The organism is Salmonella sp. SSDFZ54 (genome assembly GCF_004010735.1).
In the GTDB taxonomy this organism is placed as follows: Bacteria; Pseudomonadota; Gammaproteobacteria; order Enterobacterales; family Enterobacteriaceae; genus Salmonella; species Salmonella enterica.
Genome location: NZ_CP034819.1, coordinates 4351617 through 4373328, shown reverse-complemented (window position 1 = coordinate 4373328; position 21712 = coordinate 4351617). Strand labels below are relative to the sequence as shown.

18 protein-coding genes and 3 pseudogenes are annotated in these 21712 nt (G+C 46.2%); 8 read left to right on the top strand and 13 right to left on the bottom strand.

Annotated features, from left to right (window positions below):
- Nucleotides 1–26 precede the first annotated feature (26 nt).
- A complete protein-coding gene (locus EOS97_RS21680; protein ID WP_001518759.1) occupies nucleotides 27–818 on the top strand; it encodes a FadR/GntR family transcriptional regulator in 792 nt (263 codons plus the stop codon).
- A gap of 58 nt (nucleotides 819–876) precedes the next feature.
- Here the strand turns inward: EOS97_RS21680 and EOS97_RS21675 are convergent, their stop codons facing one another.
- The 5 genes and pseudogenes from EOS97_RS21675 to EOS97_RS21655 all read right to left on the bottom strand — a co-directional run bounded on the left by EOS97_RS21675 (nucleotide 877) and on the right by EOS97_RS21655 (nucleotide 7704).
- Nucleotides 877–1902 (bottom strand): zinc-binding alcohol dehydrogenase family protein, encoded by a 1026-nt coding sequence (locus EOS97_RS21675; protein WP_000864930.1) that lies wholly within the window; start codon nucleotides 1900–1902, stop codon nucleotides 877–879.
- Nucleotides 1877–3163: an MFS transporter gene (locus EOS97_RS21670; protein WP_000824240.1), complete on the bottom strand. Its 1287-nt coding sequence runs from the start codon at nucleotides 3161–3163 to the stop codon at nucleotides 1877–1879. The genes EOS97_RS21675 and EOS97_RS21670 overlap by 26 nt, the downstream gene beginning before the upstream one ends.
- A 176-nt stretch (nucleotides 3164–3339) precedes the next feature.
- Nucleotides 3340–4895 (bottom strand): annotated as a pseudogene (locus EOS97_RS21665) (PhoPQ-activated pathogenicity-related family protein).
- A gap of 69 nt (nucleotides 4896–4964) precedes the next feature.
- Nucleotides 4965–6206 (bottom strand): MFS transporter, encoded by a 1242-nt coding sequence (locus tag EOS97_RS21660; protein ID WP_001095742.1) that lies wholly within the window; start codon nucleotides 6204–6206, stop codon nucleotides 4965–4967.
- Nucleotides 6196–7704, bottom strand: a complete 1509-nt coding sequence (locus tag EOS97_RS21655; protein ID WP_000199412.1) for an FAD-dependent oxidoreductase — start codon at nucleotides 7702–7704, stop codon at nucleotides 6196–6198. The genes EOS97_RS21660 and EOS97_RS21655 overlap by 11 nt, the downstream gene beginning before the upstream one ends.
- A gap of 44 nt (nucleotides 7705–7748) precedes the next feature.
- On the opposite strand from EOS97_RS21655, the gene EOS97_RS21650 reads away from it, so the two are divergent.
- Nucleotides 7749–8237, top strand: coding sequence for a MarR family winged helix-turn-helix transcriptional regulator (locus tag EOS97_RS21650; RefSeq protein ID WP_001293634.1), 489 nt, complete (start codon nucleotides 7749–7751; stop codon nucleotides 8235–8237).
- 192 nt (nucleotides 8238–8429) lie between these two features.
- Nucleotides 8430–9503 carry an S-adenosylmethionine:tRNA ribosyltransferase-isomerase gene (locus EOS97_RS21645; RefSeq protein ID WP_000954689.1) on the top strand — a complete coding sequence of 358 codons (1074 nt, stop codon included), beginning with the start codon at nucleotides 8430–8432 and terminating at the stop codon, nucleotides 9501–9503.
- Nucleotides 9504–9560: 57 nt separating this feature from the next.
- Here the strand turns inward: EOS97_RS21645 and EOS97_RS21640 are convergent, their stop codons facing one another.
- The 5 genes from EOS97_RS21640 to EOS97_RS21620 form a co-directional block, all read right to left on the bottom strand.
- Nucleotides 9561–9950, bottom strand: coding sequence for a RidA family protein (locus EOS97_RS21640; RefSeq protein ID WP_000194089.1), 390 nt, complete (start codon nucleotides 9948–9950; stop codon nucleotides 9561–9563).
- Between the two features lie 170 nt (nucleotides 9951–10120).
- Nucleotides 10121–10405: a type II toxin-antitoxin system RelE/ParE family toxin gene (locus EOS97_RS21635; RefSeq protein WP_000221347.1), complete on the bottom strand. Its 285-nt coding sequence runs from the start codon at nucleotides 10403–10405 to the stop codon at nucleotides 10121–10123.
- A complete protein-coding gene (locus EOS97_RS21630; protein WP_000885424.1) occupies nucleotides 10395–10643 on the bottom strand; it encodes a type II toxin-antitoxin system Phd/YefM family antitoxin in 249 nt (82 codons plus the stop codon). The genes EOS97_RS21635 and EOS97_RS21630 overlap by 11 nt, the downstream gene beginning before the upstream one ends.
- A gap of 412 nt (nucleotides 10644–11055) precedes the next feature.
- Nucleotides 11056–11409: a hypothetical protein gene (locus EOS97_RS27285; RefSeq protein WP_000418733.1), complete on the bottom strand. Its 354-nt coding sequence runs from the start codon at nucleotides 11407–11409 to the stop codon at nucleotides 11056–11058.
- Between the two features lie 2 nt (nucleotides 11410–11411).
- Nucleotides 11412–11801 carry a hypothetical protein gene (locus EOS97_RS21620; RefSeq protein ID WP_001044696.1) on the bottom strand — a complete coding sequence of 130 codons (390 nt, stop codon included), beginning with the start codon at nucleotides 11799–11801 and terminating at the stop codon, nucleotides 11412–11414.
- An 861-nt stretch (nucleotides 11802–12662) separates the two neighbouring features.
- On the opposite strand from EOS97_RS21620, the pseudogene EOS97_RS21610 reads away from it, so the two are divergent.
- Nucleotides 12663–13415 (top strand): annotated as a pseudogene (locus tag EOS97_RS21610) (hypothetical protein); the annotation flags it as partial.
- Nucleotide 13416: 1 nt separating this feature from the next.
- On the opposite strand, the pseudogene EOS97_RS21605 reads toward EOS97_RS21610, so the two are convergent.
- Nucleotides 13417–14197 (bottom strand): annotated as a pseudogene (locus EOS97_RS21605) (helix-turn-helix domain-containing protein); the annotation flags it as partial.
- 368 nt (nucleotides 14198–14565) lie between these two features.
- Nucleotides 14566–14754: a DUF29 family protein gene (locus EOS97_RS21595; protein WP_001276026.1), complete on the bottom strand. Its 189-nt coding sequence runs from the start codon at nucleotides 14752–14754 to the stop codon at nucleotides 14566–14568.
- Between the two features lie 313 nt (nucleotides 14755–15067).
- Here EOS97_RS21595 and EOS97_RS21590 point away from each other — a divergent pair, with 313 nt between their 5' ends.
- Complete coding sequence (locus EOS97_RS21590) at nucleotides 15068–15976, top strand: LysR family transcriptional regulator (RefSeq protein WP_001176641.1); 909 nt, start codon at nucleotides 15068–15070, stop codon at nucleotides 15974–15976.
- 173 nt (nucleotides 15977–16149) lie between these two features.
- On the top strand, nucleotides 16150–17130 hold the full coding sequence (locus EOS97_RS21585) for a nitronate monooxygenase family protein (RefSeq protein ID WP_127836196.1): 981 nt from the start codon (nucleotides 16150–16152) through the stop codon (nucleotides 17128–17130).
- Between the two features lie 254 nt (nucleotides 17131–17384).
- Here EOS97_RS21585 and EOS97_RS21580 read toward each other — a convergent pair whose 3' ends face one another.
- Nucleotides 17385–18851, bottom strand: coding sequence for a hypothetical protein (locus EOS97_RS21580; RefSeq protein ID WP_127836195.1), 1467 nt, complete (start codon nucleotides 18849–18851; stop codon nucleotides 17385–17387).
- 257 nt (nucleotides 18852–19108) lie between these two features.
- On the opposite strand from EOS97_RS21580, the gene EOS97_RS21575 reads away from it, so the two are divergent.
- Both EOS97_RS21575 and nhaC read left to right on the top strand, forming a co-directional pair.
- On the top strand, nucleotides 19109–20116 hold the full coding sequence (locus EOS97_RS21575) for a LacI family DNA-binding transcriptional regulator (RefSeq protein ID WP_000201071.1): 1008 nt from the start codon (nucleotides 19109–19111) through the stop codon (nucleotides 20114–20116).
- A gap of 143 nt (nucleotides 20117–20259) precedes the next feature.
- Nucleotides 20260–21711 (top strand): Na+/H+ antiporter NhaC, encoded by a 1452-nt coding sequence (nhaC, locus tag EOS97_RS21570; protein WP_001276629.1) that lies wholly within the window; start codon nucleotides 20260–20262, stop codon nucleotides 21709–21711.
- Nucleotide 21712 lies beyond the last annotated feature (1 nt).

Below are 21712 nucleotides of genomic sequence, written 5' to 3'. Positions count from 1 at the left end.
TTTCCCCGGTAGGCTCGGCGAAGGTAATAGAGACTACCGGCGGTTGCTTCTCTTTATCATGCACGGTAATTAATTATCACGATCACCAGCGCCAGGATGGTATGCTAAATCCATTCAAAATCCCCTGGATATGGATTGGAGGGCGCATGGTTATACCTGAGGTCAGGCAGGAGAGGCTCTATCAGAAGATAGCCAACCTCATCATTAAGCTGATCAATGATAATATTTTCCCCCCGGGAACTTTTTTACCGCCAGAACGCGAACTGGCAAAACAGCTTGGCGTGAGCCGCGCCTCCTTGCGAGAAGCCCTTATTGTACTGGAGATCTCCGGATGGATCGTGATTCAGTCCGGTAATGGGGTTATCGTTTCAGATAAAAAACACCTTGCCAGCGACTATACCATCGAAGAAATTCTCTCTACTCGCGAGCTGGTCGATAGCCATTGTGCGCGCTTAGCCGCACAAAACGATAACGTTGACGTCATCAATCAAATAGAGGCGATTTATCATCGTATGGATCAAGCCATTAACGATAATAACGTCCACGGCTTTTACTCGCTGGATAAAGAGTTTCACCTTGCGATCTCTGAGGCCAGCCGTAACCGGGTGTTGTTCGATATGTCCCGTATGTTATGGGAACAACGGATTAATATCCCTTATGCTGGGCTTGATGAGCAGTCTGGAGACAGAAATGTTTTACTTAATCTCAACAAACAACATAAAGCGATAGTGGATGCGATGCGCCAGTCTGATGCTGACAGCGCCTATGAGGGATCTCTGGAACATTTACGCTATGTGAGAAAGATTGTCGGCGGCTAAGTTTGTCGGTAAATAACACCGCATGGCGGATATGCCATGCGGTAGAACTCGCCGTAAATCAATGGAAAACAGCATTAATCTTTAAGTAGCGCTCCGGATAGCGATCAAGTTCTTTAACTGCATCAGGGATCTCATCAAGATTGACGACCTTACTGACAACATCTTGCGGATTAATCTCCAGCGTTGACAGCATGCGTAATGCCTCATCAAATTCACCGGCACTGGTGCGGGAACCGCGTAAATCCAGTTCTTTGTAGGTGATCAGGTTCGTCGGCAGCGACGTTTCCTGTTTTGGCCATCCGGTAAACGAAATACGACCAGCAAACGATGCTAAATCAAGCGTATTTCGAATAGCGCTATTTGCGCCGGAGGCTTCTATCACGACCTGCGCCATGGTACCGTGGGTGATATTTTTAATAACGTCGATAACCTGATCGTCAGCGGCGTTCAGTACATAAGGAACGCCAAGCTTTTGCGCATAGCGTAACCTTTCTTCCACAATATCGATCAGAATAGGCGTTGCCTTGTAATGACGCGCGCTTAATGCCGCCATAAGACCAATGGCCCCCGCGCCGATGATGGCAACATACTCCCCAGCCTTAACGTTTGCCCGATGCAGCGCGTGCAGAGCGATAGTCAGCGGTTCTGCCAGCGGCGCCATTTCAGAAGGCACATTATCTGGTATTTTATGAATTAAATGTGCGGGATGAGTAACCACCTCCTGCATTGCGCCATCGACATGCACGCCAATGACGTTTAAATTTTCACAACAGTTAGTTCTGCCGACAGAGCAAGGGTAGCAGTGACCACAATAAATATAGGGGTCAACAATCACGCGGTCGCCTTTTTTAATATTGTCCGGCATTCCGGCGCCTTCCTGAAGAACAATTCCGGTCACTTCATGCCCGATAATTCTTGGATAAGTAACCAGTGGGTTCGTTCCACGAAAAGCCCCGATATCCGATCCGCAAATGCCTGCAGCATCAACCTTAATTAATACTTCATTTTCTTTCTTATGGGGATAATCCACCCAGCGGGTTTCAACTTCACCAGGCTTATTAATGAACACAGCTTTGACTTTCATTGGCTTTGAATCCTTTACTTTTTACAAACACGAAGACCAACAGGCTTGAAACGATAGCGATAGCACCAGCCAGATAGAACGCATAGTCATATTTACCGCTAAATTGAACGATAAAACCGGTGACAAGCGGACCGATAATGCCGGATATATTAGCCAGGCCATGCATGGCTCCGCCGACGCTCCCTACCTTATCTTTATGAACAACATCCTGAATAACCGCCCAATAAATTGGGCCCGTTAAATAGAGCAGGAAGAGTGAAACTGACATGAGCGTAATTGCGCTACCAATAGTGCTAACGGTACCGGAAACGGCAACACATACCGCCGCGCCTGCCAGACATACGCCCAGAATAAGTCGACGTGAGAGCAGAGCATTACCGGTAATCCGATAAATTACATCAGAACAGACGCCGCCGAGCACCATACCAATGGCGCCGATGACCCAGGGAATTACCGTGGCGATACTAATTTCTTTAATATCGAGATGTAACGAATGGTTCAGGTAACTTGGGAACCAGGTCAGGAAGAAAAAAAGAATATAGTTGTAGCTGAAAAAAGCCAGAGTTGTCGCCCATACCATTGGTTGTTTCATGTAATAGCCGAGTGAAGGCGTAGCCCGGCCATCATCAGATAAAATAACGTCCTCATGATTTTCAAAATCAATGCGTTCTTCCGGCGCCAGGCGTTTACTCATTGTTGGCTTATCGCTAACGATAAAGTACCACAGCAATACCCAGACCAGGCCAAATAAGAAAATAATGCCAAATGCGGGGCGCCAGCCTAAGGATAACGCCAACAGGCCCACAATCGGCCCGGACACCGCGCCGCCGAGCGGGGAACCGGCGCTAAAAATTCCGATCGCCGTGGCAGACTCCTTTCGGGAAATCCAGTTATTGATGATTTTATTTCCGGCAGCGCTGACCGGTCCTTCAGCCATACCGAAAAGAACGCGCACGATAAGCATTGTCCACAATCCGGTGACCAAACCAGTTAAGCCACAAAATACAGACCATAGTAACGCTGCGATGAGAAAAACCGTTTTTGGCCCAACTTTATCGCTGGCCCAGCCACCAATAAAATTAAACAGGGCGTATCCGATAAAAAATGCGCTGAAGATCATTCCCATCTCCGCGGCGTTAAATCCTAACTCCTTTTCGATCAAGGGGGCAGTTATCGACAATGCTGAACGATCCATATAGTTGAGCATGTAAACTATAAATAGAAGAAAAACGATAAGCCATCCCATTGTTTTTCTTTTCATGATTAATCCTCTTATTGTGGTCTAGCGGCCTGACCACAATATTTTAAGGTTATTTTCAAATCACCTCTCTTGTGGTTAGAACGTGATCAATATAACAAAAATTTATCGCAGAGGATTTTTATCCATCGCAAGCGTGATGGATAAAATTATTTAAAATCAGAGAATTACTTGAAAATTCAATCGGGGCTATCGTTTTCCCCTAATCCACGCCCCGGTAACGTTTGACATGCGGCGTTAACGGAAGGTGGTGCTGTCTGTGGGTATTTTTCATCGGGCGTAATATAAACCTGACTCGTGGCGACATAGCCATCATTAAAAGTTGCTTCGATATAGGTAGCTTCCCAACCTGTCTTCGGTTCATTTAGCGTAATACTGATCTTATTGTTGACGGGACTATCTATTGTAAGCGGCTGATAGCGGATACCACAGGCATAACGAAAATCACGCGCATTTGGATTGTTGGCTGTCCAGCGAACGACTTTTACCGGCGCTTCTGAGAAATAGACCGTAAGAAGGTGGTGGTGAATAAGGTCGATCAACTGTGGTAATGTTTTTTACTTTGAAACCGGTTAATAAATGGAACGAGGCTTTCTTCAGCGAACTGGTTAATTGAGTAGTGGTTCATATTAGGCACTATACGTAATGATTTTACGCCAGGAAGTTTGCTATAATAAAAGCGAGTATTGTCTGGTACGAAAAAATCATCGCCGCTTGCATTAATAATATATTTCGGTATTGCAAGGCGGGGTTGATAAATAGTGTTGAGATATCTTAGCGGATCTATTATTTGCCTTAGCTGGGTAAATGTGGGGGATTTTATTTTCTCATCTATGCCTTGCTGGTAGTAGGGGTAGAATGTAATGGGCCAATTTCCACCGTATGATTGATAAATATGCTCAAGTGAAGCATCAATATCAAGTAGATCAATGGCGAAGGGAACAATTGCTTCAACATCAGGATCGGAAATAGCTGACAACCAGGTGGTCCACCCACGCTTTGAAATACCTGTAATGATAAAGGAATTTATATTCCATTGCGTTAACTCCTTTTTTGCTAATCTCATCGCTTGCGATATGGCAGTGACCATAGGAATATTTAAAGGCATTAACTCACGTTTCTCCGGCGCTTCCATAAATAATGCCCAGCTTCGGGAAACGCTTTCGTCCTCTTTCAATGGCTTTTTATCATCCTGAAAGGTTAAATATTGGTTAGGTATATCACTCACTGATATTACGATGGTATTCGTATCACGGGCGATGCTTGCCAGTGTTTCCTGGGGGAAATCACCGGGTTTACCAGTGATTTGTACGCCTTTATCATAATTAATTCCGTTGTTTACAACCACCAAAGCATGGTGCTCTTTTGCCGTTTCAGGGATATAAATATCAACGTTATGTCGCCATTGCGCAGGGGTTACCATGTCATCTGGCGACCAGTGTTGCGATAGTAATTCATAGTGTCTGACTACCACCTGTGCTAATGGAGCTGTATTAATCAAGGTATATTTTAGCGGTGTGCCTGAAATCTGCTCCCGGTAGTCGGGGAGAACATGAGACAAATCACACTCCGGGCTGTTTTGACAAAAGAAGATGTTGTTATGAAGTAGTGTATAAACTTTTGTAGAAATAAAAAACAGTACGATAACAACGAGATATATTTTTTTCATGCTTTCCCCGCGCTTTACAAGGGCAAATGCCAGCCAGCATAATTTCCATAAATACCTCTTAAACATTCAATATAAGTACAATACTTTTGATAAATAACGGAAGAAGGGAACAATAATATTTGTGACGTTGTCACATTATTCTGTTTCTGGTTTCACTATTAGCGGTGAACTTTTTGAAAGGTAAATCATTGCCGTCACCAGACCAATAATGGCGACAGCGATAGCTATACCGATCCAGACGCCATACAGGGCATAACCCAGGACCAATCCGCCCAATACGGGGGATATAAAATCAGCGATTGCGATTAATGCCTGTGCCGTTCCGATGACGATACCTTGTCGGGCAGGCGATACATGGACGGACAAGGCGGCAAGATAAGTGGGTTTGGCTAGCGCATCAGCGATGCTAATACAAACGATAGCAAAAATAAGCACTGGTATGGTCGTGGCGATACCCGCAGTGAGAAATCCAGTACAAAGAAGGGCGAAGATGAGGATAATTAGCTTTCGCTCCGAAAAATATTGGCTCACCCAACCTAACAGAAATAGCTGAACGAAAATATTAATAACCCCGTCCGCCATTAACAGGTAGCTTAACGCTTTTGGCCCAAAGGGAAGCCCATTCCAGATGAAGGTGTCAGAAAGAAAAACAGGTAATTGTGAAGAGTACATGCCATAGGCGAAGAAATGACAAAGCATTACGATGATTAAGACGCGAAGGACTGGCATCTTTAAAATAGCGCGGGCAGAGAACGACGCTATTTTATCTGTGGTACGTGATGTTGTGGAAGGGTCTTTTAACCCCCAAATCGCGACCAGGGCAGCCCCAAGGACAAGTATAAAGGCGGCGTAGATCGGCGCACTCAGACTGATACGCGATAGCCACCCGGAAACGCCTGCCCCGACAATACCGCCTAAACCAATGCAGCCTGTGAGGATACCGATTGCCTGGCGCCGATTTCTGACGTGCGTACAATCGGCAATATAGGCTGCGGCGGCTGACAAATTCCCGGCGCTAATGCCAAAAAGCGTGCGGGCGAGCAGGATAAACAGGATACATTGCGCGTTGGCGAGTAATAGTAAACTTATCGCCGCAATAGCCAGCGTGACAATCAGTATTCGCTTGCGGCCAACGCGATCGGAAAGGTGGCCAATCAGGGGCGCCGCACAAAATTGGCTAAAAGCTTCAGTGGCGATGATGATTCCAATGATAAGCGGCGAACCGCCCATCTCGCGGATATAAAAAGGCAGTACCGACATTACAGCCGCTGTACTGGCGGCGTAAAGGCCGACAAGCAGGAAAACAGGCAAAATACGCCACTTGTTGAGCGGGGTGATAGTTTCGCTGTCGGTGTTCTCATAGACATTAGTATTCATCTTTAATCCCTATGGCAAAACGAGAGAGATAATTTTCAATATCGTTGCTCTGTTTGCCGTGAAAGAATGCGCCGACATAGCCATCGGGTCGGATCAGCACGCATTGACCCGGCGCCAGATGATAGGATTCCCGGAAGTGCCCCAGGGTATCGATGAGCTCGTCCTGCTCGCCAATGTGATGAATACGCAGTCCTCGCCGCGCATCGATGACCTTACCGTGGGTTTCGTAGGCCAACAGATTCCAGTCCGGACCTTGTAGTAACTGAAATAATCGTAATGATTGGCCGCCAGCGCCCAAAAGAGGAGCATCCGGAGCTCTTTCTCCCGCTTGTAACCCATGCTGACGTTCGGGCAACGTGTGGGCTAAGGGGGAGTTGGTATACTGGATGTCAAGTTGTTGAACGTCGCGTTCTCGTTTGATGCCACCCTGTTTTTGAGAGTCAAGTAATCGGGTAGAAAGGTGGAGCAGTGATTCGGCTACCGGGCGGCGTTCCTGTTCATAGCTATCGAGAAGCTCTTCTCCTGCGCCCCGCAGCGAGGCTGCCATTTTCCATCCCAGGTTATAGGCATCCTGGATGCTGGTATTTAACCCTTGCCCACCCGTCGGCGGATGCACATGAGCGGCATCACCGGCTAAAAATACCTTACCCACACGGTAATGTTCCGCTATGCGCGCATTCATCTGGTACTTCGATACCCAGGGAATCGAATGGATGCGAACATCCGTCCGCCCGATTCGTTCAGTAAGAAAAGCCGTGAGCACGTCGGCTGAGAAATTCTGCGAGTCATCCGGGGCCAACAATGCCTGGATTTGAAAGAGCTGCGTGCCGGCGAGAGGGCAAATCGTTATCATCCGCGCCATATCGCCATCGTTAAAATGGTGCCATACATCCCGGTTCAGACCGGAAAGTGAAGCGTCAGCCACAAGCGCATGGATTCCCAACGTACGACCGGGGAAGCTGACGCCTAATTTTTTTCTGACAAAGCTTCCGCCGCCATCCGCACCTATCAAATAATGCGCGATGATGACCTCTTCTCCAGCCGGCCCGGCAACATACGCGGTGACTGTGCGTGGGGTTTGCGCAAAATGTCGTAACTCGCAGCCGAACTCCACCCGATGTCCCCATGCTTTTAATTGCTCTCGCATAATCGTTTCTGTCACGTTCTGTGGAACCATCAATGGCAGATGGTAGGGTTCGGCATGGGTCGGTTTTGTATGATGCGCAATATCTGAATCTACATAGCTTCCGTCGTGACGGTAGGTTCGTAATCGGGGATAGAGCCCGCCGGCGGCGACCACTTTATTGAGTATTCCAAGATCCTCGAAGATTTCTTGCGTTCGCGGCTGAATACCTTTACCGCGAGAACCGATAAAAGGCGTCGTTCTTTTCTCAATCAGGCGAAATGAGACCCCGTGACGCGCCAGTTCGATGGCTAAAGTAAGCCCGGTAACGCCAGCGCCGCAGATCAGTACATCTGTAGTGGTGTATCTTGTCATCGTCTCTCCGATATGTGTATTATGCACATAAGAGGAGACATGCTATGTCAGAAAATAAAAATGTGCAAGATACACATATTTCCGAGCAAATGAAGGCGCTTCACGGTGCGTTGATTCGCGTGGTGAGCGCGCTTAACCGGCCTCGTAATGATGAGAAATTAATTGCAGAGGCGGGGATTCAACTCGATCGCGCGCTATTTTCGATCCTTATTAGTATCGAACGTTTAGGGCCGATTGGCGTTGTTGAGTTAGCCGAACGTGCCGGTCGTGATTATACGACGGTAAGCCGACAGGTCGCCAAACTGGAGAAGCTGGGGTTGATAATACGGCAGCATAATGCCATCGATCGTCGTATACGCGAGGCCGTTATCTCCCGGACAGGAAAGGCGATGACGGAGCGTATAGACGCCGCTCGAGAGCAAATGGGCAAAGTTGTTTTTAAAGACTGGCCTCAGGATGAACTTGATGTCTTTGTTCGGTTAATGCAAAAGTTTGCCGATGCAATGGATAGCGATGCTTCAATGCCGGAATAAGCAAAAGAAAAGGGCGGTCAAATCCGATCGTCCAGGCTAATATCGGTATCTGACATTGATTAAATATCCAGCAAAGTAAATATAACAACAACATTTATTGAGTTAATTTTCACCCTTTGAAAGGCCAACGTATACTGCAGAATACGGCTATATAACAATCGCCGTATCAATGGTTTTTCAAAGGGTAAATATATGCTTACCGAAAAATATGATTTTCGCATTACCGATCAGATGACTATCCCACTCAGACCTCATTGGATAGCCAATGATTCATACAGGGAAAAGTGTAAAATGCTTGTCCTCAACCGGAGTAAAGGGGAAATTCATAAGGTAGACTTTAGTAAATTAACAGATTATATCAAAGAAGGTGATGTAATCTGTTTTAACGACAGTACTATAATAAACCATATGTTTATCTGTAAAACAAGACAGAATAGGTTAATTAAAATTGTTTTAGAGGGATTTTTACCAAATAATAGAGTAATTATTTCCGGACTTTTAAAAGAAAGGCTTAACGCGAATGATGTTTTCTATTTGGTTGATAACCCTGAAATTTCCATTAAGATAGAACAAAGGTTTAGCGAGGAGAGCCAGTACCGGGCCGTCGTGGAAAATCATGAGGCCTTAATTTGCTATTTAGCCAGTCATGGTGAGCGTCTTGATGAGTATGTGGACTCCAGCTTGTTTTATAAATATCCAGATGCTTACCGTTCCGTTTTTTCTAAAAAGTATGGTTCTTTGGAAATACCTTCTGCCGGCATTCATTTTACCTGGGATCTTATCCAAAGAATCAAAGATAAAGGTGGGTTAATATCCTTCATCACTTTACATGTTGCATCAACAGAAATGTTGTCCAACAGAAAAATACAAACAAAATGTGTAGAGGAAGTGACTATCAACGAAGAATACTACGAGGTTCCACAAGCTACAGCGGATATCATTAATACTGCGAAGCAAAATGGCGGACGTATTTTTGCCGTAGGAACTACCGTTACACGATGTCTGGAATCTGCGTATTCGAGGGAACACAATTGCCTCAAAGCAAGTTCTGGCTGGACTGCGCTTTATATACATCCAGGTTATCAACTTAAAGTGGTTGACTGCCTGCTAACGAACTTACATCAGCCAAAAACGACGCATATGGTGTTAACTGGTCAGTTTGCTGGGGTTGATCTACTCATGAAGGCCTATGCCTCAGAAGATATCCAGTCATGTCAGTTCGATATGTTTGGTGATTGCATGTTAATCATACAGGATGTAGGGTAGGGATGAATAAAATAAAACCGGTACACATAATGCTACCGGTTTTACCGAGAATAAGCATCAGGGGATTCGGGCAATAACCTTTATTTCGAAATCAAAGCCAGCCAGCCAGGTAACGCCAACAGCGGTCCAGTTAGGATAAGGGGGATGGGCAAATATCTCCTGTTTCACCGCCATCACGTCGTTAAGTTGTTGCTCTGGATCGGTATGGAAGGTGGTGACATCCACTATGTCATCGAATGTGCATCCTGCTGCAGTCAGTGTTGCTTTCAGGTTTTCAAAAGCAAGCCTCACTTGTTTTTGAAAATCAGGCTCCGGCGTTCCGTCTGTGTGACTGCCTACCTGGCCTGAAACAAACAGTAAATCACCAGAACGGATGGCTGCGGAATACCCATGTTCCTCATACAGAGAATGGCGGTCAGCAGGAAAAACCGCGATACGTTGCGTCATAATGTTATCCTCAGATAGCGTAAACACTCCGGGCGGGAATAAAATGAATGTCACATACACAACGTAGGCCATAGTTTCATATACGTGGCATATGTCAAGGTGCCGTCACATAAAAGAACTGAGCCTGTTTGTCGTATCGCTTGACGGGAAAGAGAGCATTTCCTGAGTAATTAGCTTCTGTGTCGTGTCATTTTGTAGACGGCATCATTTTCACGCTTTCCAACACCAATGACAGTTACCGTGATAATTTCATCTTCGACGCTGTACACCAGTCTGTATCCTGCACCACGCAGCTTAATTTTGTACTGATTCTTTCTTCCATGTAATTGAGAAGCCGGAACCCGAGGGTTTTCAAGCCGTTCCCTTAGCTTTTTTTTAAACTGTTCCTGTATGGTATGACCCAGTTTTTTCCACTCTTTTAGTGCTGATTCGTTAAATGCCAGCTTATAAGTCATCAATGTTGACCTCAATGACGCGTTCATTCGCACGCTCATCGATAATACGACCGAGTTCTTCATCCTCAAGAATATCCATAAGATGAGCATAAAGTGCCGGAGGCACACAGTAGAAAGCCGGTTCATTGCGGTTAAGAATGGCAACTGGAGCGCCATCTCCGGCATTGAAAGTTCCCATTGGATCACGTTTCAGTTCTGTAATGCTTGCTGCAGTAGTCGTTAAAATTTGAAATGCCATAATTTACCTCCTGGTTGATGACTAAATATAGCATCTTTAATAGTACTAATAAAAGCATCCTTCACGAAGGGGATTCAGCTCCAGCCCGGTCAGTGATGCGGGCAGCTGACGGTTTTTTCAAGGCTAATTTCAGATGTCCAGAACCTCGCTTAGAGCGTCCACATTATGTGAGTAAGATCACACTCGGAAGTGACGGACAGAGATACCCAGGCGCAGCGCGGCCATCTGGGTGCTCAGGACACTGGTCGACAAACCTGGACAAAAATGGCTACAAATAGGCATTAGCATTGGGCCTCTACAATTTAAATGCGCATAATGTACGGCTGTTGAAAAGGCCGCTGCGAAAATCGGATCCCGCAACGGCCTTTTTAGCATAACGTCATTGGGCGAACCAATTGCTATTTTCCAATACCTAATCACCCCTGGAATGATAATAATAAAGATATGCCAATCCAACTGGAGCGATAAATATTGAAAATATCCAACATAAGCACATTGTGATGACCTTAGCCATTAACATCACTATCGCATTGATGAAGAAGACATTTTCACCCATTATGAACGAAACAACCTGCTCATATACGAATCTTGCATATGGATAAAGTAACGCATTGATAACAAAGAATATTACATTACCCACCTTCATCCCAGAAGGATTCTGCATAGAGATGTAAATAAAGAATGTTGAAATTATCGCGCCAAAAATGAAATGGCGAATATAATAACTTGCTTTTAAACCCCCTAAAGTTTTTCGGAATAACTCCATATTTAATAAGCTCCCTTTTCCTTTGCGAGGATTAAAACACCTTCGGTATAAGAGTAACCATATCCGTAACCATATCCACCTCTGCCGGTTCCATTGTTGATAGACCCTGAGTCATATTTAAATCCCCAGTTTCCGGACGTTACTGGCGTTATGCTAATAACTTCAAATCCGTCTTGGTTGAGCTTATCTACTGTGCGTGTAATATCTTCATTCAATCTTTCACCATCAACCTGGCAATCTGACCATCCTTCCTGTACTACCTCTTTTTTGCGGATTTTTTCCTCAATATCAATAAATCCAAGAAATCGTTTTGTATTTCCGGTGGGAACTTTGACCGTTACCTCTTTGTAGATAGGTTGGAAGTAGCTTGGTACATACACGGTTTTGTTCATAATTTACCCTTTCCTTGTGTTTAAAAATCACCCAACCAAGAACATTCAGTGTTGGTAATACTGCACGTTTGTCTCATTCCTGAGGCTGTTAATTTTTTTACACCTCTCCAGACATCGCTTTTTTCATAAATCTTTTGTACTAGTGGTGTATGATTCTCGTGTATCAGGTGCAGATTTACCAATAGCAGCAGGATGATATAGTGAAGTGGCGAATATAATAACTTGTTTTTAAACTCCCTAAGGTTTTTCGGAAAAACTCCATGTTTAATAGTTATCTACTGCGCGTGTAATATCTTCATTCAATCTTTCGCCATCAACCTGGCAATCTGACCATTCATCCTCAATATCAATAAATCCAGGAAATCATTTCGTTGCCATCAAAACAGTTGAGCAGTAGGATATGAAGGCTCTTCGAAGCACTCGTCAGTTGATGGTGGAGCAGCGGACTGCACTGGCAAACTTCAGAGGAGTGCGCGGAGTGGGAGGGGGCTAACATTTAAGGCTGGTTCTGAACTCTTCAGGATTCACTGGCCCAGGATTAATGGTTCTCAATTACTTCTGAAACACCTTTGGCGTACAGAGATAAAATCTGGCTGTCCATCTGCGTAAATTGCATCGTCCTGACCAGGATCGGTATCAAAGTAGTCATACGTATGACGAAGACATGTTAAAAGATCCTTTTTTGCCTTTTTTGGTCCTGCCGTAAAAAGAGAGAAGAAGGGATAGGTAACACATATCCATATGTCCTGCATCTGCTACATATATAATCTGCATATACTGACCCTATGCGGAAACGTATTGGCTGCAGAAAATAGCCGGCATCGGCACGGTGTCGGAAACACATCCGGAAGGGGTAACTTTCAGGCTAATGGCACGCTCTATTTTGATGGTTGCTATAAAACAGGGAAAGCAGATAACTCGTTGCTTTGTACCAATCTTGCTCTATGGAGTATCGAGCTAGCCTGCGATCATTTTGATATTCGGGAAGAACGGGGATATACCACGAAGTTTAGCCAGCAGGGAGAGAGTTGGTTAACACTATTCGCCTGCAATCAATTCTCTTTAGTTCCTTACTGCTATCCGGCCATTCAGCGCGGGTTTCAAAGCGGCGTATTGAAAGAAATTGTTCCGTTTTATCGTGAACAGAAATTGGGTATCCTGGCGATGGAGATAATGGCGCGTGAACGGGGGGATACAATCAACTGGGAAGCAATGCAAGTGCGTGTTGATCCTGTCTATCTGGACTTTTGCCAAAACATTTTATTGTCATCAGATGATGAACTAGTCCGCACCGGATTGATTACGCTATGCGATAAGCATCTTGAGTGGACTGATTTTCATAATAGCGATAAGCGTTGTTGCTTGACTGGCTATGAAATTCAGCGTCAGGATCTATTACTCTGGCCATTTGAATATCAGGCGGTAAAAAACTGGCGAGCACGTCAAGGGTTAAGTACACCAATGATTGAACATCCATTGATGAATAGTCCGATGACGACAGCGAATTGTCCTGACTTTTCGCAGTGGCAGCGTCCAGAGTGGTTCAATCCGTTAGTTGATTTTTTGGCGCAGCGCAGGCCTGAGCTGGCATTTTTACGACATCTCTTTATTTAAGTGAGCGATTATTGTCCCGTTTTCTCTGGACCTGGCGCGCAACTTCAAGCACATGACCCAGTCTTTTATTATCAATAATTGCGACGGGGTCCACCTCCGATAACAGGTCGAAGGTGGAATAGGGGAGCAGAACGTCATTCAGCCGCAGCTCCTTATGCTCGTCAGTATAATGCCAGACTTCGATATATTTACCGATGGCCCGGCGACTGTGCTCGCTGTCCTCAATCTGTGGATTCAGATTTCACAAACAGCAGGTGCATCAGGCGACTGGTGGCATCGTCAACATAGACAAGAGCAGTACAGGGTCGCCCCCGGTTTTCAAACCAGTGATGGTCACAGCCATCAATTTGTATCAGTTAGCCAGTACAAGACCGCCGGTAACGAGGCTGATGAATTTTCGGCGCACGTTGTCTGCGAGGGATCCAGATTCCGGCTTTTATCATGAGGCGTCGGATAGTTTCCTTGCCAAGAACCAGACCGTGAACTTCCTCCAGATTTTCCCGCGCCAGCGTGGGGTCAAAATCACGGTAGTGCTCCCGGATTATACGGAGTGCCTGATCTATCAGTGAAGTTGGCAACAGACGGTTACCAGCGCGGCCACGACTATGGTTGCTCATGCCAAGTGGTCCGAGTTGACGATAACGTTTCAGCAGCTGGCTGCAATGGCGTGGCGTAATGCCGGGCATCTCAGCAGCCTGACCGGGACGTAAATTGCGGTCGATGACATCCTGCAGGATTTTGAGGCGGTTGATTTCTTTCACTGGTGAACATCCCGGCGTCATGTATAGCCATAGAAAACGTCTCATCAGGAAAATGCGAGTCGTTGTTTAGACATACAGATCTGAGAACTATAGCCTGGACATTCCTATAAAATGAGCCACAAATAGACATTAGCATTGAGCCTCTACAAGATTAGTGCGCATAATGTATATTATGTTAAATGCACCAGAACATTTAAAAGACATGTTAAGGCGGCTGGATTCGTGCATGTCAAAAAACTTCTGGCCGATAAGTTTGATCCCTTCCCTGCCGTGACGCTGCGCGAATTCTGTTGATTTGCACCCGCTATCCTGCACACGATTTCACGCAGCACACGCCGCGCAGGCATAAAAAAACCGGCCATTGTGACCGATTCGTCACTGTCAGTGTGTCAGTCCGGGATGAAATCGTCGCGCAGCGCATCAGCGAGCACCCACGGCATTTCAGACGGAAAACTCTTTTCACGCGCTGCAGATAACATGGCATCGCCGTAGGACTCAACAGCCATTTCCGACAGTTCCCGTTTTAATGACGAGCTTTTTTCCAGACGACGGGCAATTTTCCTGCGCTGCGCTGACATGGACTAAAAAATCAATGGGAACCTCATTTCACGAGGTTTGATTATTCACTGTCTGCCAATGTCTCGCATTCACACTCGCCACCTACACTGGCGGCGGTCAAACATAATCGGCTCGTATTTTAGCGTCGCGCCTGGCATAGCGATTCTACAAATGACATGTCTTACCTCAACCACCCGGTAAAAGTCATATATCGATAGCAGTATGTTACTCCAGATGAAACAATCGGTTCAGAAAGGGATATGTTCCAGCAGACAGGAATGTTATAAGGAGCTTCCCCCTTCGACACAAATAATGGTTGAGGACTGAGAACAGATGCAGCTGAATATGCTGGAAGCCATGAATATTTATGTCAATGTGGTAGAGCAAGGGAGCTTTATCCGCGCGGCGGAGGTGCTTGAGCTGCACCGCCCTGCTGTTACCCGCGCCGTTCAGAATCTGGAACATGATCTGGGCGTTAAGCTCCTGCATCGTACAACACGACAGGTCAGTATGACGGATGAAGGGGAAGAGTTTTACCAGCGTTGCCTGTCGCTCTTAAGCGAGCTGGACGACGTCCGGCGATTATTTTCCAGCACGCAACCGCCGAAAGGCCGCCTGCGCCTTGACGTCCCTATTACGCTCGCCCGGGCAGTCATCATTCCGGCTCTTGGAGATTTTCAGAACCGATACCCGGATATTGAGATTGTACTTGGCACGTCCGATCGCAAGATTGATTTGATTGCCGAGCGTGTGGACTGCGTCATCCGACTTGGTGAGCTTAATGACTCCAGTTTTGTTGCCAGACGTCTGGGAACGGCAGCCATGGTGACCTGTGCTGCGCCATCTTATCTTGCGAAGCATGGCACGCCGCACTCTATCGATGAGCTGATGAAGTCCCACCGGGCTGTAAATTTTTTCAGTAATCACAGCCTGCAGATAATGGAGTGGAAATTCACGGTTGATGGCAGTATCGCGTCAATAAAAATTCCCTCCAGCATCCTGGTAGACAATTCAGAAGCGTTTCTTTCATGCGGGCTGGCGGGGTTGGGGGTTCTACACGGATTGCGTCCGTCTCTTGCACCCTTTATTGCCAGTGGAGAGCTGACAGAGATCCTCACTGATTTCCCGCCCCCGCCAAAACCGGTTTCACTGCTTTACCCGGATCGTCGGTATCTGGCACCTAAAGTTCGCGTATTCATCGACTGGCTGTGCGAGGTTTTTGGTCCGGATGCACATCTCTGATAACGCTCTTTCGTGCATACCCGACCTGAAGATTGTTACTTTATCAGTAATTCTGTTTTAAAGATTGGATGGTTTTTCGTAACAATAAAGAGGTTTAAGATCTTCTTCAGATTAATTAACTACCACAGTCGCCTAAAAGGCTGGCTGAAAATTTGTTCGAAGGAGATCACGTCATGAAGTACAACCGTATCTGCCAGATCCTGGGTATCGAAAAACCTGTTATACAAGGCCCACTGTCCTGGCTTACCGATGCAAGACTGGTTGCAGCCGTAAGCAACGCCGGTGGTTTGGGTGTGCTTGGCCCAAATGCGGGCTTAACAGCGGAAACTGCTGTATCAACGCCTGAAGAAACAGCAGAAAAAATGCGTGAAGAAATTCGTAAAACCAAAAAACTTACCGAAAAACCATTCGGGGTGAACCTTATTCCAACCCCTGAAAACGACATCTGGACTCCGCCTATCCTACAGGTAATAAAGGAAGAGGGAGTAAAAGCTGTTGTTTATACCGGTTACGGAGAGGGAGCTATTATCACTTCGCTGTTTAATGAACTAAAAGCGTCGGGTATTGCAATTATTTACCGCGATATTAATCCGACACCTGAAAATACACGTTTAGCGGAAAAAGCCGGCGCCGACATTATTGTTGCAACAGGTTTTGATGAAGGTGGCACATTGCCGGGCACCGCGCTTGGCACCTTTTCGATCGTGCCGCTGATTGCGGACTCGGTGAAGAGTGTTCCCGTCATGGCTGCAGGCGGGATTGCCGATAGCCGTACCGCCCGTGCTGCCCATGCGCTGGGAGCAGAGGGTGTCTTTGCTGGTTCGGTGTTTATTGGGACAGAAGAAAGCCGTGTGCCGCAGTCAGTAAAGGATAAAATCATTAATGCTAACGGCCTGGATTTGCTGCTTTTCCGTACCCTGCCAGATTACTACCGCTCACTTCCTGGCAAGCTGGCTGACAAGCTCGTGTCGATGGATAAAGCTGGTGCAAGCAATGAAGAACTGGCCCAGACGATGGGAGGTTTACGAGGGTTGCGTATCGGCATGCTGGAAGGTAATACAGATGAAGGATACATTGCGCTGGGCACGGGCATTGGAAATATCCGCAGCATCAAGAGCGTAGCTGAGGTCGTGAACGAGCTGGCTATTTGTTAAGGGCAGTACTGACTGCAAAAGCAATCGAACTTTGCGAAACGGCCTGGCGCGCAGCGGCCCTCTGACACAAGATGTGGTAGTGTTTTCAGACATTGAAACGCCATAGGATGTATTCCTCCCCTACCCTGTGACTACCGGCTCACCACCGGACAAGCCGCTGTGCTTATCAGCAAAGCCGAAATGATTGTTTGAGTAACTTTACGACAATTGCTTCAAAAACTGACTTCCGCTACCAGACGGTATACACAGTATGACTATTTCTTTTTATATGCCCCATACAAAAGCGATACGGGTGTTTTTTCTAATATCTGGATTTCATTTTTATGTGCTTTATGTTCACTAAAAATATCTGCCAGACTTTTACCTCCAAAGGCCAGGCCAATTCCCGTTGCTGCTGCTGAAAGTAATGTCAATTGCGGCATGGCAAGTGAAGCTATACCTAACGTGGCTGTTCCTGCAAAAATTAATCCAGATGAGATCTTTTTTTTCTTTGAATTCTTAATGGCTGATTCATGCGATTTTCCATACTCTTCGACCACATTGATTAAATGTTTTGAAAAATTATCTGCCGCATCTTGCATTTGATCTGGTGTTTTTCCTTGCAAGTCATGCCTTGAGATTCTTAGTTCATGCCTTAAGGATTCCAGTTGACCTCTTTCTCTAATCTTTTTTAATTCCAGATCGGAAAGCGCAGTAAGGAATTTTACTTCCGCGGCTGAAAGGCCCATTGTAATCGCTTGCTCTTCAGAAGAAAGAGGATTTAATTTACCATAATCCTTGACCAACTGCTCCGTAGTCCATTCATGTAAAAACATATGGTTACTATAAATAACCGGATCAATGCCTAATAGTGTTGCCGATAATTGAGTTGATCGTTGTGCATAAATTGCACCTTCAACCTTACCCAGTAAGGTTGCTATAGCTGACGGCAGATCGTAATCCAGAAGATCTACCTCTCTTGTTGTAAAACTCTTTAAATCTGTATCGTAAACCCAGACTTCTTTTTCGATGTTATTGAAATTATTAAGCAATGTTTTTAATAATTCTTTATTTGTTAGGAACTTCTGGAATGTTTCTTCATTTCTCCCAAAGTGCTCAAGAAACGCTAAATAAGTAGCGTAATCCATTTTTCTATCTTTAAAAAAGAGCTGGCTTAGAAAAGCGGCAGATTGTTCATGATTGCGTTCTTTATCAAAATCCAGTAATTCAGGAACGATTAGAAAAATTGGATAATCATCATCAATAGTCATAAACGGGATGGCGCGAAATAGATTAGAAACATGTTCAAGTAATACCAACCTGCGCATGCGGACATAACTATTATCTGGTGGCAATGACAAAAATGAATGCAGTGAGCTAAGAGAAGGAAAATGTAATGGATCAACCATTATGATGCTATCAAAATAAATCCCCAAAGATCTAAGGTGATTAGATATGTTATAACCAAAGCGTTGAATCGGAAGTAATAATCGATAACTTTTAGACGCCCGCACTTCTGTTATAAGCGCCGCGGCGTGAGTATCCCAAAATTTATTTAGCAACACGATTAGGTTTGTAAGTTGATTATCTAACTCGGGAGAGCTAATTAGCTCCTTCAGGATGAATCTACGTAATTCTTTCAGTTCTAAATTTCTAAACGCATATTTATATTTTTCAGAAAAAGCGTTTTCCATCAATAAAACATATTCATTCTGTATGCTTTTTGTAATACTACTCATCATCTATCTCCGAACCACCACGCAACGATTTCCCAGTGTAGTGGTTCTTATCATGTGTATATTGTTAGTCATGTTATCGTAGAAAATTCAGTGGTCAATAACTCATTGAGGTAGCTACTAAAATTTGCAGTTACCAGGATTTAGGATGATTTTAAAAATGTTTATAAATTCAGGCTGCGCCGCAGTGATTGCACTGATTTCCACGTAACATGATAATCAATGGCTTTGATACCCTTTAAACGAACAAATATGAGCTTAACATGGCGACAATAAAGGATGTTGCATCTTTGGCCGGTGTATCAACCGCGACTGTATCACGTGTCATTAACCAGACCGCGTGGGTTGAACCCGTCACGCGCGAACGTGTAGAGAAAGCCATGCGCGATCTCAATTATCGCCGGAATGCCGCCGCTATCGCGCTGGCGAAACGTAGCGGCGATATGCTCGGATTGTTAACCGGCAATCTGGCTGATCCTTTTTTTGCCCACCTTGCTCGCGGCGTAGAAGATGTTTCTCGTAAGCAGCAGTATCGCTTGATGGTATGTAGCGGCGGCCACGACGAAGAAATGGAAAAAGCGGGACTGGATTTTCTGGTTAATCAAGGTTGTGAGGCTATTGTTGTACACGCCAGCCGATTACCGGATAAAGAGCTGCTGCGCTACGCAGCCCACTTTCCAGCGCTGGTTGTTGTGAATCGTTATATCGCCGGTATGGCCAACCGGTGTATCTGGCTGGAAAATCGCAGCGCCGCCAGGGAAGCGACCCGATATCTCCTGGCGAACGGGCATCGGCGCATTGCCTGTGTGACATCTGACTTGCCAATTATCGATCGTCAGGAACGCCTTGATGGTTACCGTGAGGCGCTGGAAGAATATGGTATTTCTCCAGACCCTCGCTGGGTGATTAGCGTTCCGTTTAACGAAGAAGGCGGCGAGCGGGCCGCGCATCAACTTATTAATAGCGGGCTTCCCCTTACGGCAGCGGTCACGTTTAACGATGTGATGGCCGCTGGCATTATGCGTATTCTTCATCAACGCGGCGTTCAGCTTCCGCAACAGCTCTCTATTGTCGGCTTTGATGATGTGGTGCTGGCCCGGTATCTTTATCCGGCGTTAACAACAATGCATTATCCGGTCGAACAAATGGCGCGTTGTGCCGCGCAACTGGCGATACAGTTATACCAGGGCATTACGCCGCCGCCCAGCAGCAATCATTTCAATGCCGAACTGGTGATCCGCGATTCTGTCGCGCCCTATTTTTCACGGTGAATGCGTCGTCAACAGTAAAAACTGTGATGGCTATCAAATTAACCCCTCTCATGTAATCGGTTACATGGACGAAAGTAATGGATCACAGTAGTGGGAAGCGTATCCCCCTACCCTTGAGCTACCTTACTGACCGGAGCTCCATTATGAGTGCATCACAAAACAAGAAGAAAACGCTGTCATTGGGTTTAGCGCTAATCCCAGTCATCTCCATGTTGTTATTGTTGATTATCGGTTACGGCATCATGGGGCTACGTATCGAACCGCTCCTTCTGTGCTCTGCGGCGGTAGCGGCAGGCATTGCATGGTGGCAAGGATACTGTTGGGAAGACATCATCAACTCAGTGGTGGATAAGCTGGCTAAAGCAATGCCGGTTATCATGATCCTGATCTGCGTGGGCGGTTTGATTGGCACCTGGATGTTTAGCGGCACCATTCCCTACATGGTGTACTGGGGGCTAAAACTCATAAGCCCGGAATATATTTTGATTGCAGCCTTCTTTTTAACCAGCGTGGTCTCCGTCTGTACCGGTACATCGTGGGGGTCCGCAGGGACGGTTGGCGTTGCGTTAATGGGGGTTGCCGCCGGGCTGGACGTGTCTCTTGCAGCAGCAGCTGGCGCCGTCGTTTCTGGCGCTTATTTCGGCGACAAAATCTCACCGTTGTCCGACTCGACTAACTTTGCCGCGATTGTCGCAGACACTACTCTGTTTGAGCATATTCAGCATTTACTTTGGACGACCCTGCCAAGTTTCCTGCTTGCCGCCGTGGTTTATCTTATCGCCGGACACAGTAATATGCTGGGCGAGGTGGCCACGCCGCAGCGCGTTACGGACATCATCCACTCGCTGGAGTCGCTATACCATTTTAATATTGTTCTTATTTTGCCGCCGGTGATCGTACTGTGGGGCGCAATTCGCAAGAAGCCTGTCATCCCATTAATGTTAAGCGCCTGCGTACTTGCCTTGTTCCTCGGCGTCATCATGCAGGGACTGAGCATCAAACAGGGACTGGACGCTTTCATTGATGGATTTGATATCGCCATGTTCCCACAAGGCGCAGAAGGTGTCGTGGCCGATGTTCCGCGCCTGCTAAACCGGGGCGGAATGTTCTCGATGATGGGAACAATACTGTTAGTTTTCTGCGCTTTTTCATTTGCCGGAGCGCTAACGTTAACCGGCGCGTTAACGATCATCATTAACCGGCTGCTGACTATTATTCATAGCGTTGGTCAGCTCATTGCCGCCACTATCGGCACCACAATTTTGGTCACAGGAGCGACCAGCGACGGTAAACTGGCATTGTTAGTTCCCGCCGAACTGTTTAAAGATGCCTATCGTCGTATGGGGCTGGATACTAAAAACCTTTCACGGACGATAGAAGATGCCGGTACCGTTATCGAACCTCTCCTGCCGTGGACCTCGGCTGGCGTCTACATGGCAACCACGCTGGGCGTTAGCACGCTTGATCTTCTGCCCTGGGCTATCCAGTGCTATGCGGCAATCTTCTTCGCATTAATTTATGGTTTTAGCGGAATTGGTATTGCCAGAACCGCCCCCGCCTCAGAAAAGTCGCCGCAATCGTCAGTGACGGAATAAT

Coding starts and splice junctions, on each gene's coding strand:
- EOS97_RS21675 (WP_000864930.1), bottom strand. CDS start 1,902: ATGAAAGTCAAAGCTGTGTTCATTAATAAGCCTGGTGAAGTTGAAACC.
- EOS97_RS21670 (WP_000824240.1), bottom strand. CDS start 3,163: ATGAAAAGAAAAACAATGGGATGGCTTATCGTTTTTCTTCTATTTATA.
- EOS97_RS21660 (WP_001095742.1), bottom strand. CDS start 6,206: ATGAATACTAATGTCTATGAGAACACCGACAGCGAAACTATCACCCCG.
- EOS97_RS21655 (WP_000199412.1), bottom strand. CDS start 7,704: ATGACAAGATACACCACTACAGATGTACTGATCTGCGGCGCTGGCGTT.
- EOS97_RS21650 (WP_001293634.1), top strand. CDS start 7,749: ATGTCAGAAAATAAAAATGTGCAAGATACACATATTTCCGAGCAAATG.
- EOS97_RS21645 (WP_000954689.1), top strand. CDS start 8,430: ATGCTTACCGAAAAATATGATTTTCGCATTACCGATCAGATGACTATC.
- EOS97_RS21640 (WP_000194089.1), bottom strand. CDS start 9,950: ATGACGCAACGTATCGCGGTTTTTCCTGCTGACCGCCATTCTCTGTAT.
- EOS97_RS21635 (WP_000221347.1), bottom strand. CDS start 10,405: ATGACTTATAAGCTGGCATTTAACGAATCAGCACTAAAAGAGTGGAAA.
- EOS97_RS21630 (WP_000885424.1), bottom strand. CDS start 10,643: ATGGCATTTCAAATTTTAACGACTACTGCAGCAAGCATTACAGAACTG.
- EOS97_RS27285 (WP_000418733.1), bottom strand. CDS start 11,409: ATGGAGTTATTCCGAAAAACTTTAGGGGGTTTAAAAGCAAGTTATTAT.
- EOS97_RS21620 (WP_001044696.1), bottom strand. CDS start 11,801: ATGAACAAAACCGTGTATGTACCAAGCTACTTCCAACCTATCTACAAA.
- EOS97_RS21595 (WP_001276026.1), bottom strand. CDS start 14,754: ATGTCAGCGCAGCGCAGGAAAATTGCCCGTCGTCTGGAAAAAAGCTCG.
- EOS97_RS21590 (WP_001176641.1), top strand. CDS start 15,068: ATGCAGCTGAATATGCTGGAAGCCATGAATATTTATGTCAATGTGGTA.
- EOS97_RS21585 (WP_127836196.1), top strand. CDS start 16,150: ATGAAGTACAACCGTATCTGCCAGATCCTGGGTATCGAAAAACCTGTT.
- EOS97_RS21580 (WP_127836195.1), bottom strand. CDS start 18,851: ATGATGAGTAGTATTACAAAAAGCATACAGAATGAATATGTTTTATTG.
- EOS97_RS21575 (WP_000201071.1), top strand. CDS start 19,109: ATGGCGACAATAAAGGATGTTGCATCTTTGGCCGGTGTATCAACCGCG.
- nhaC (WP_001276629.1), top strand. CDS start 20,260: ATGAGTGCATCACAAAACAAGAAGAAAACGCTGTCATTGGGTTTAGCG.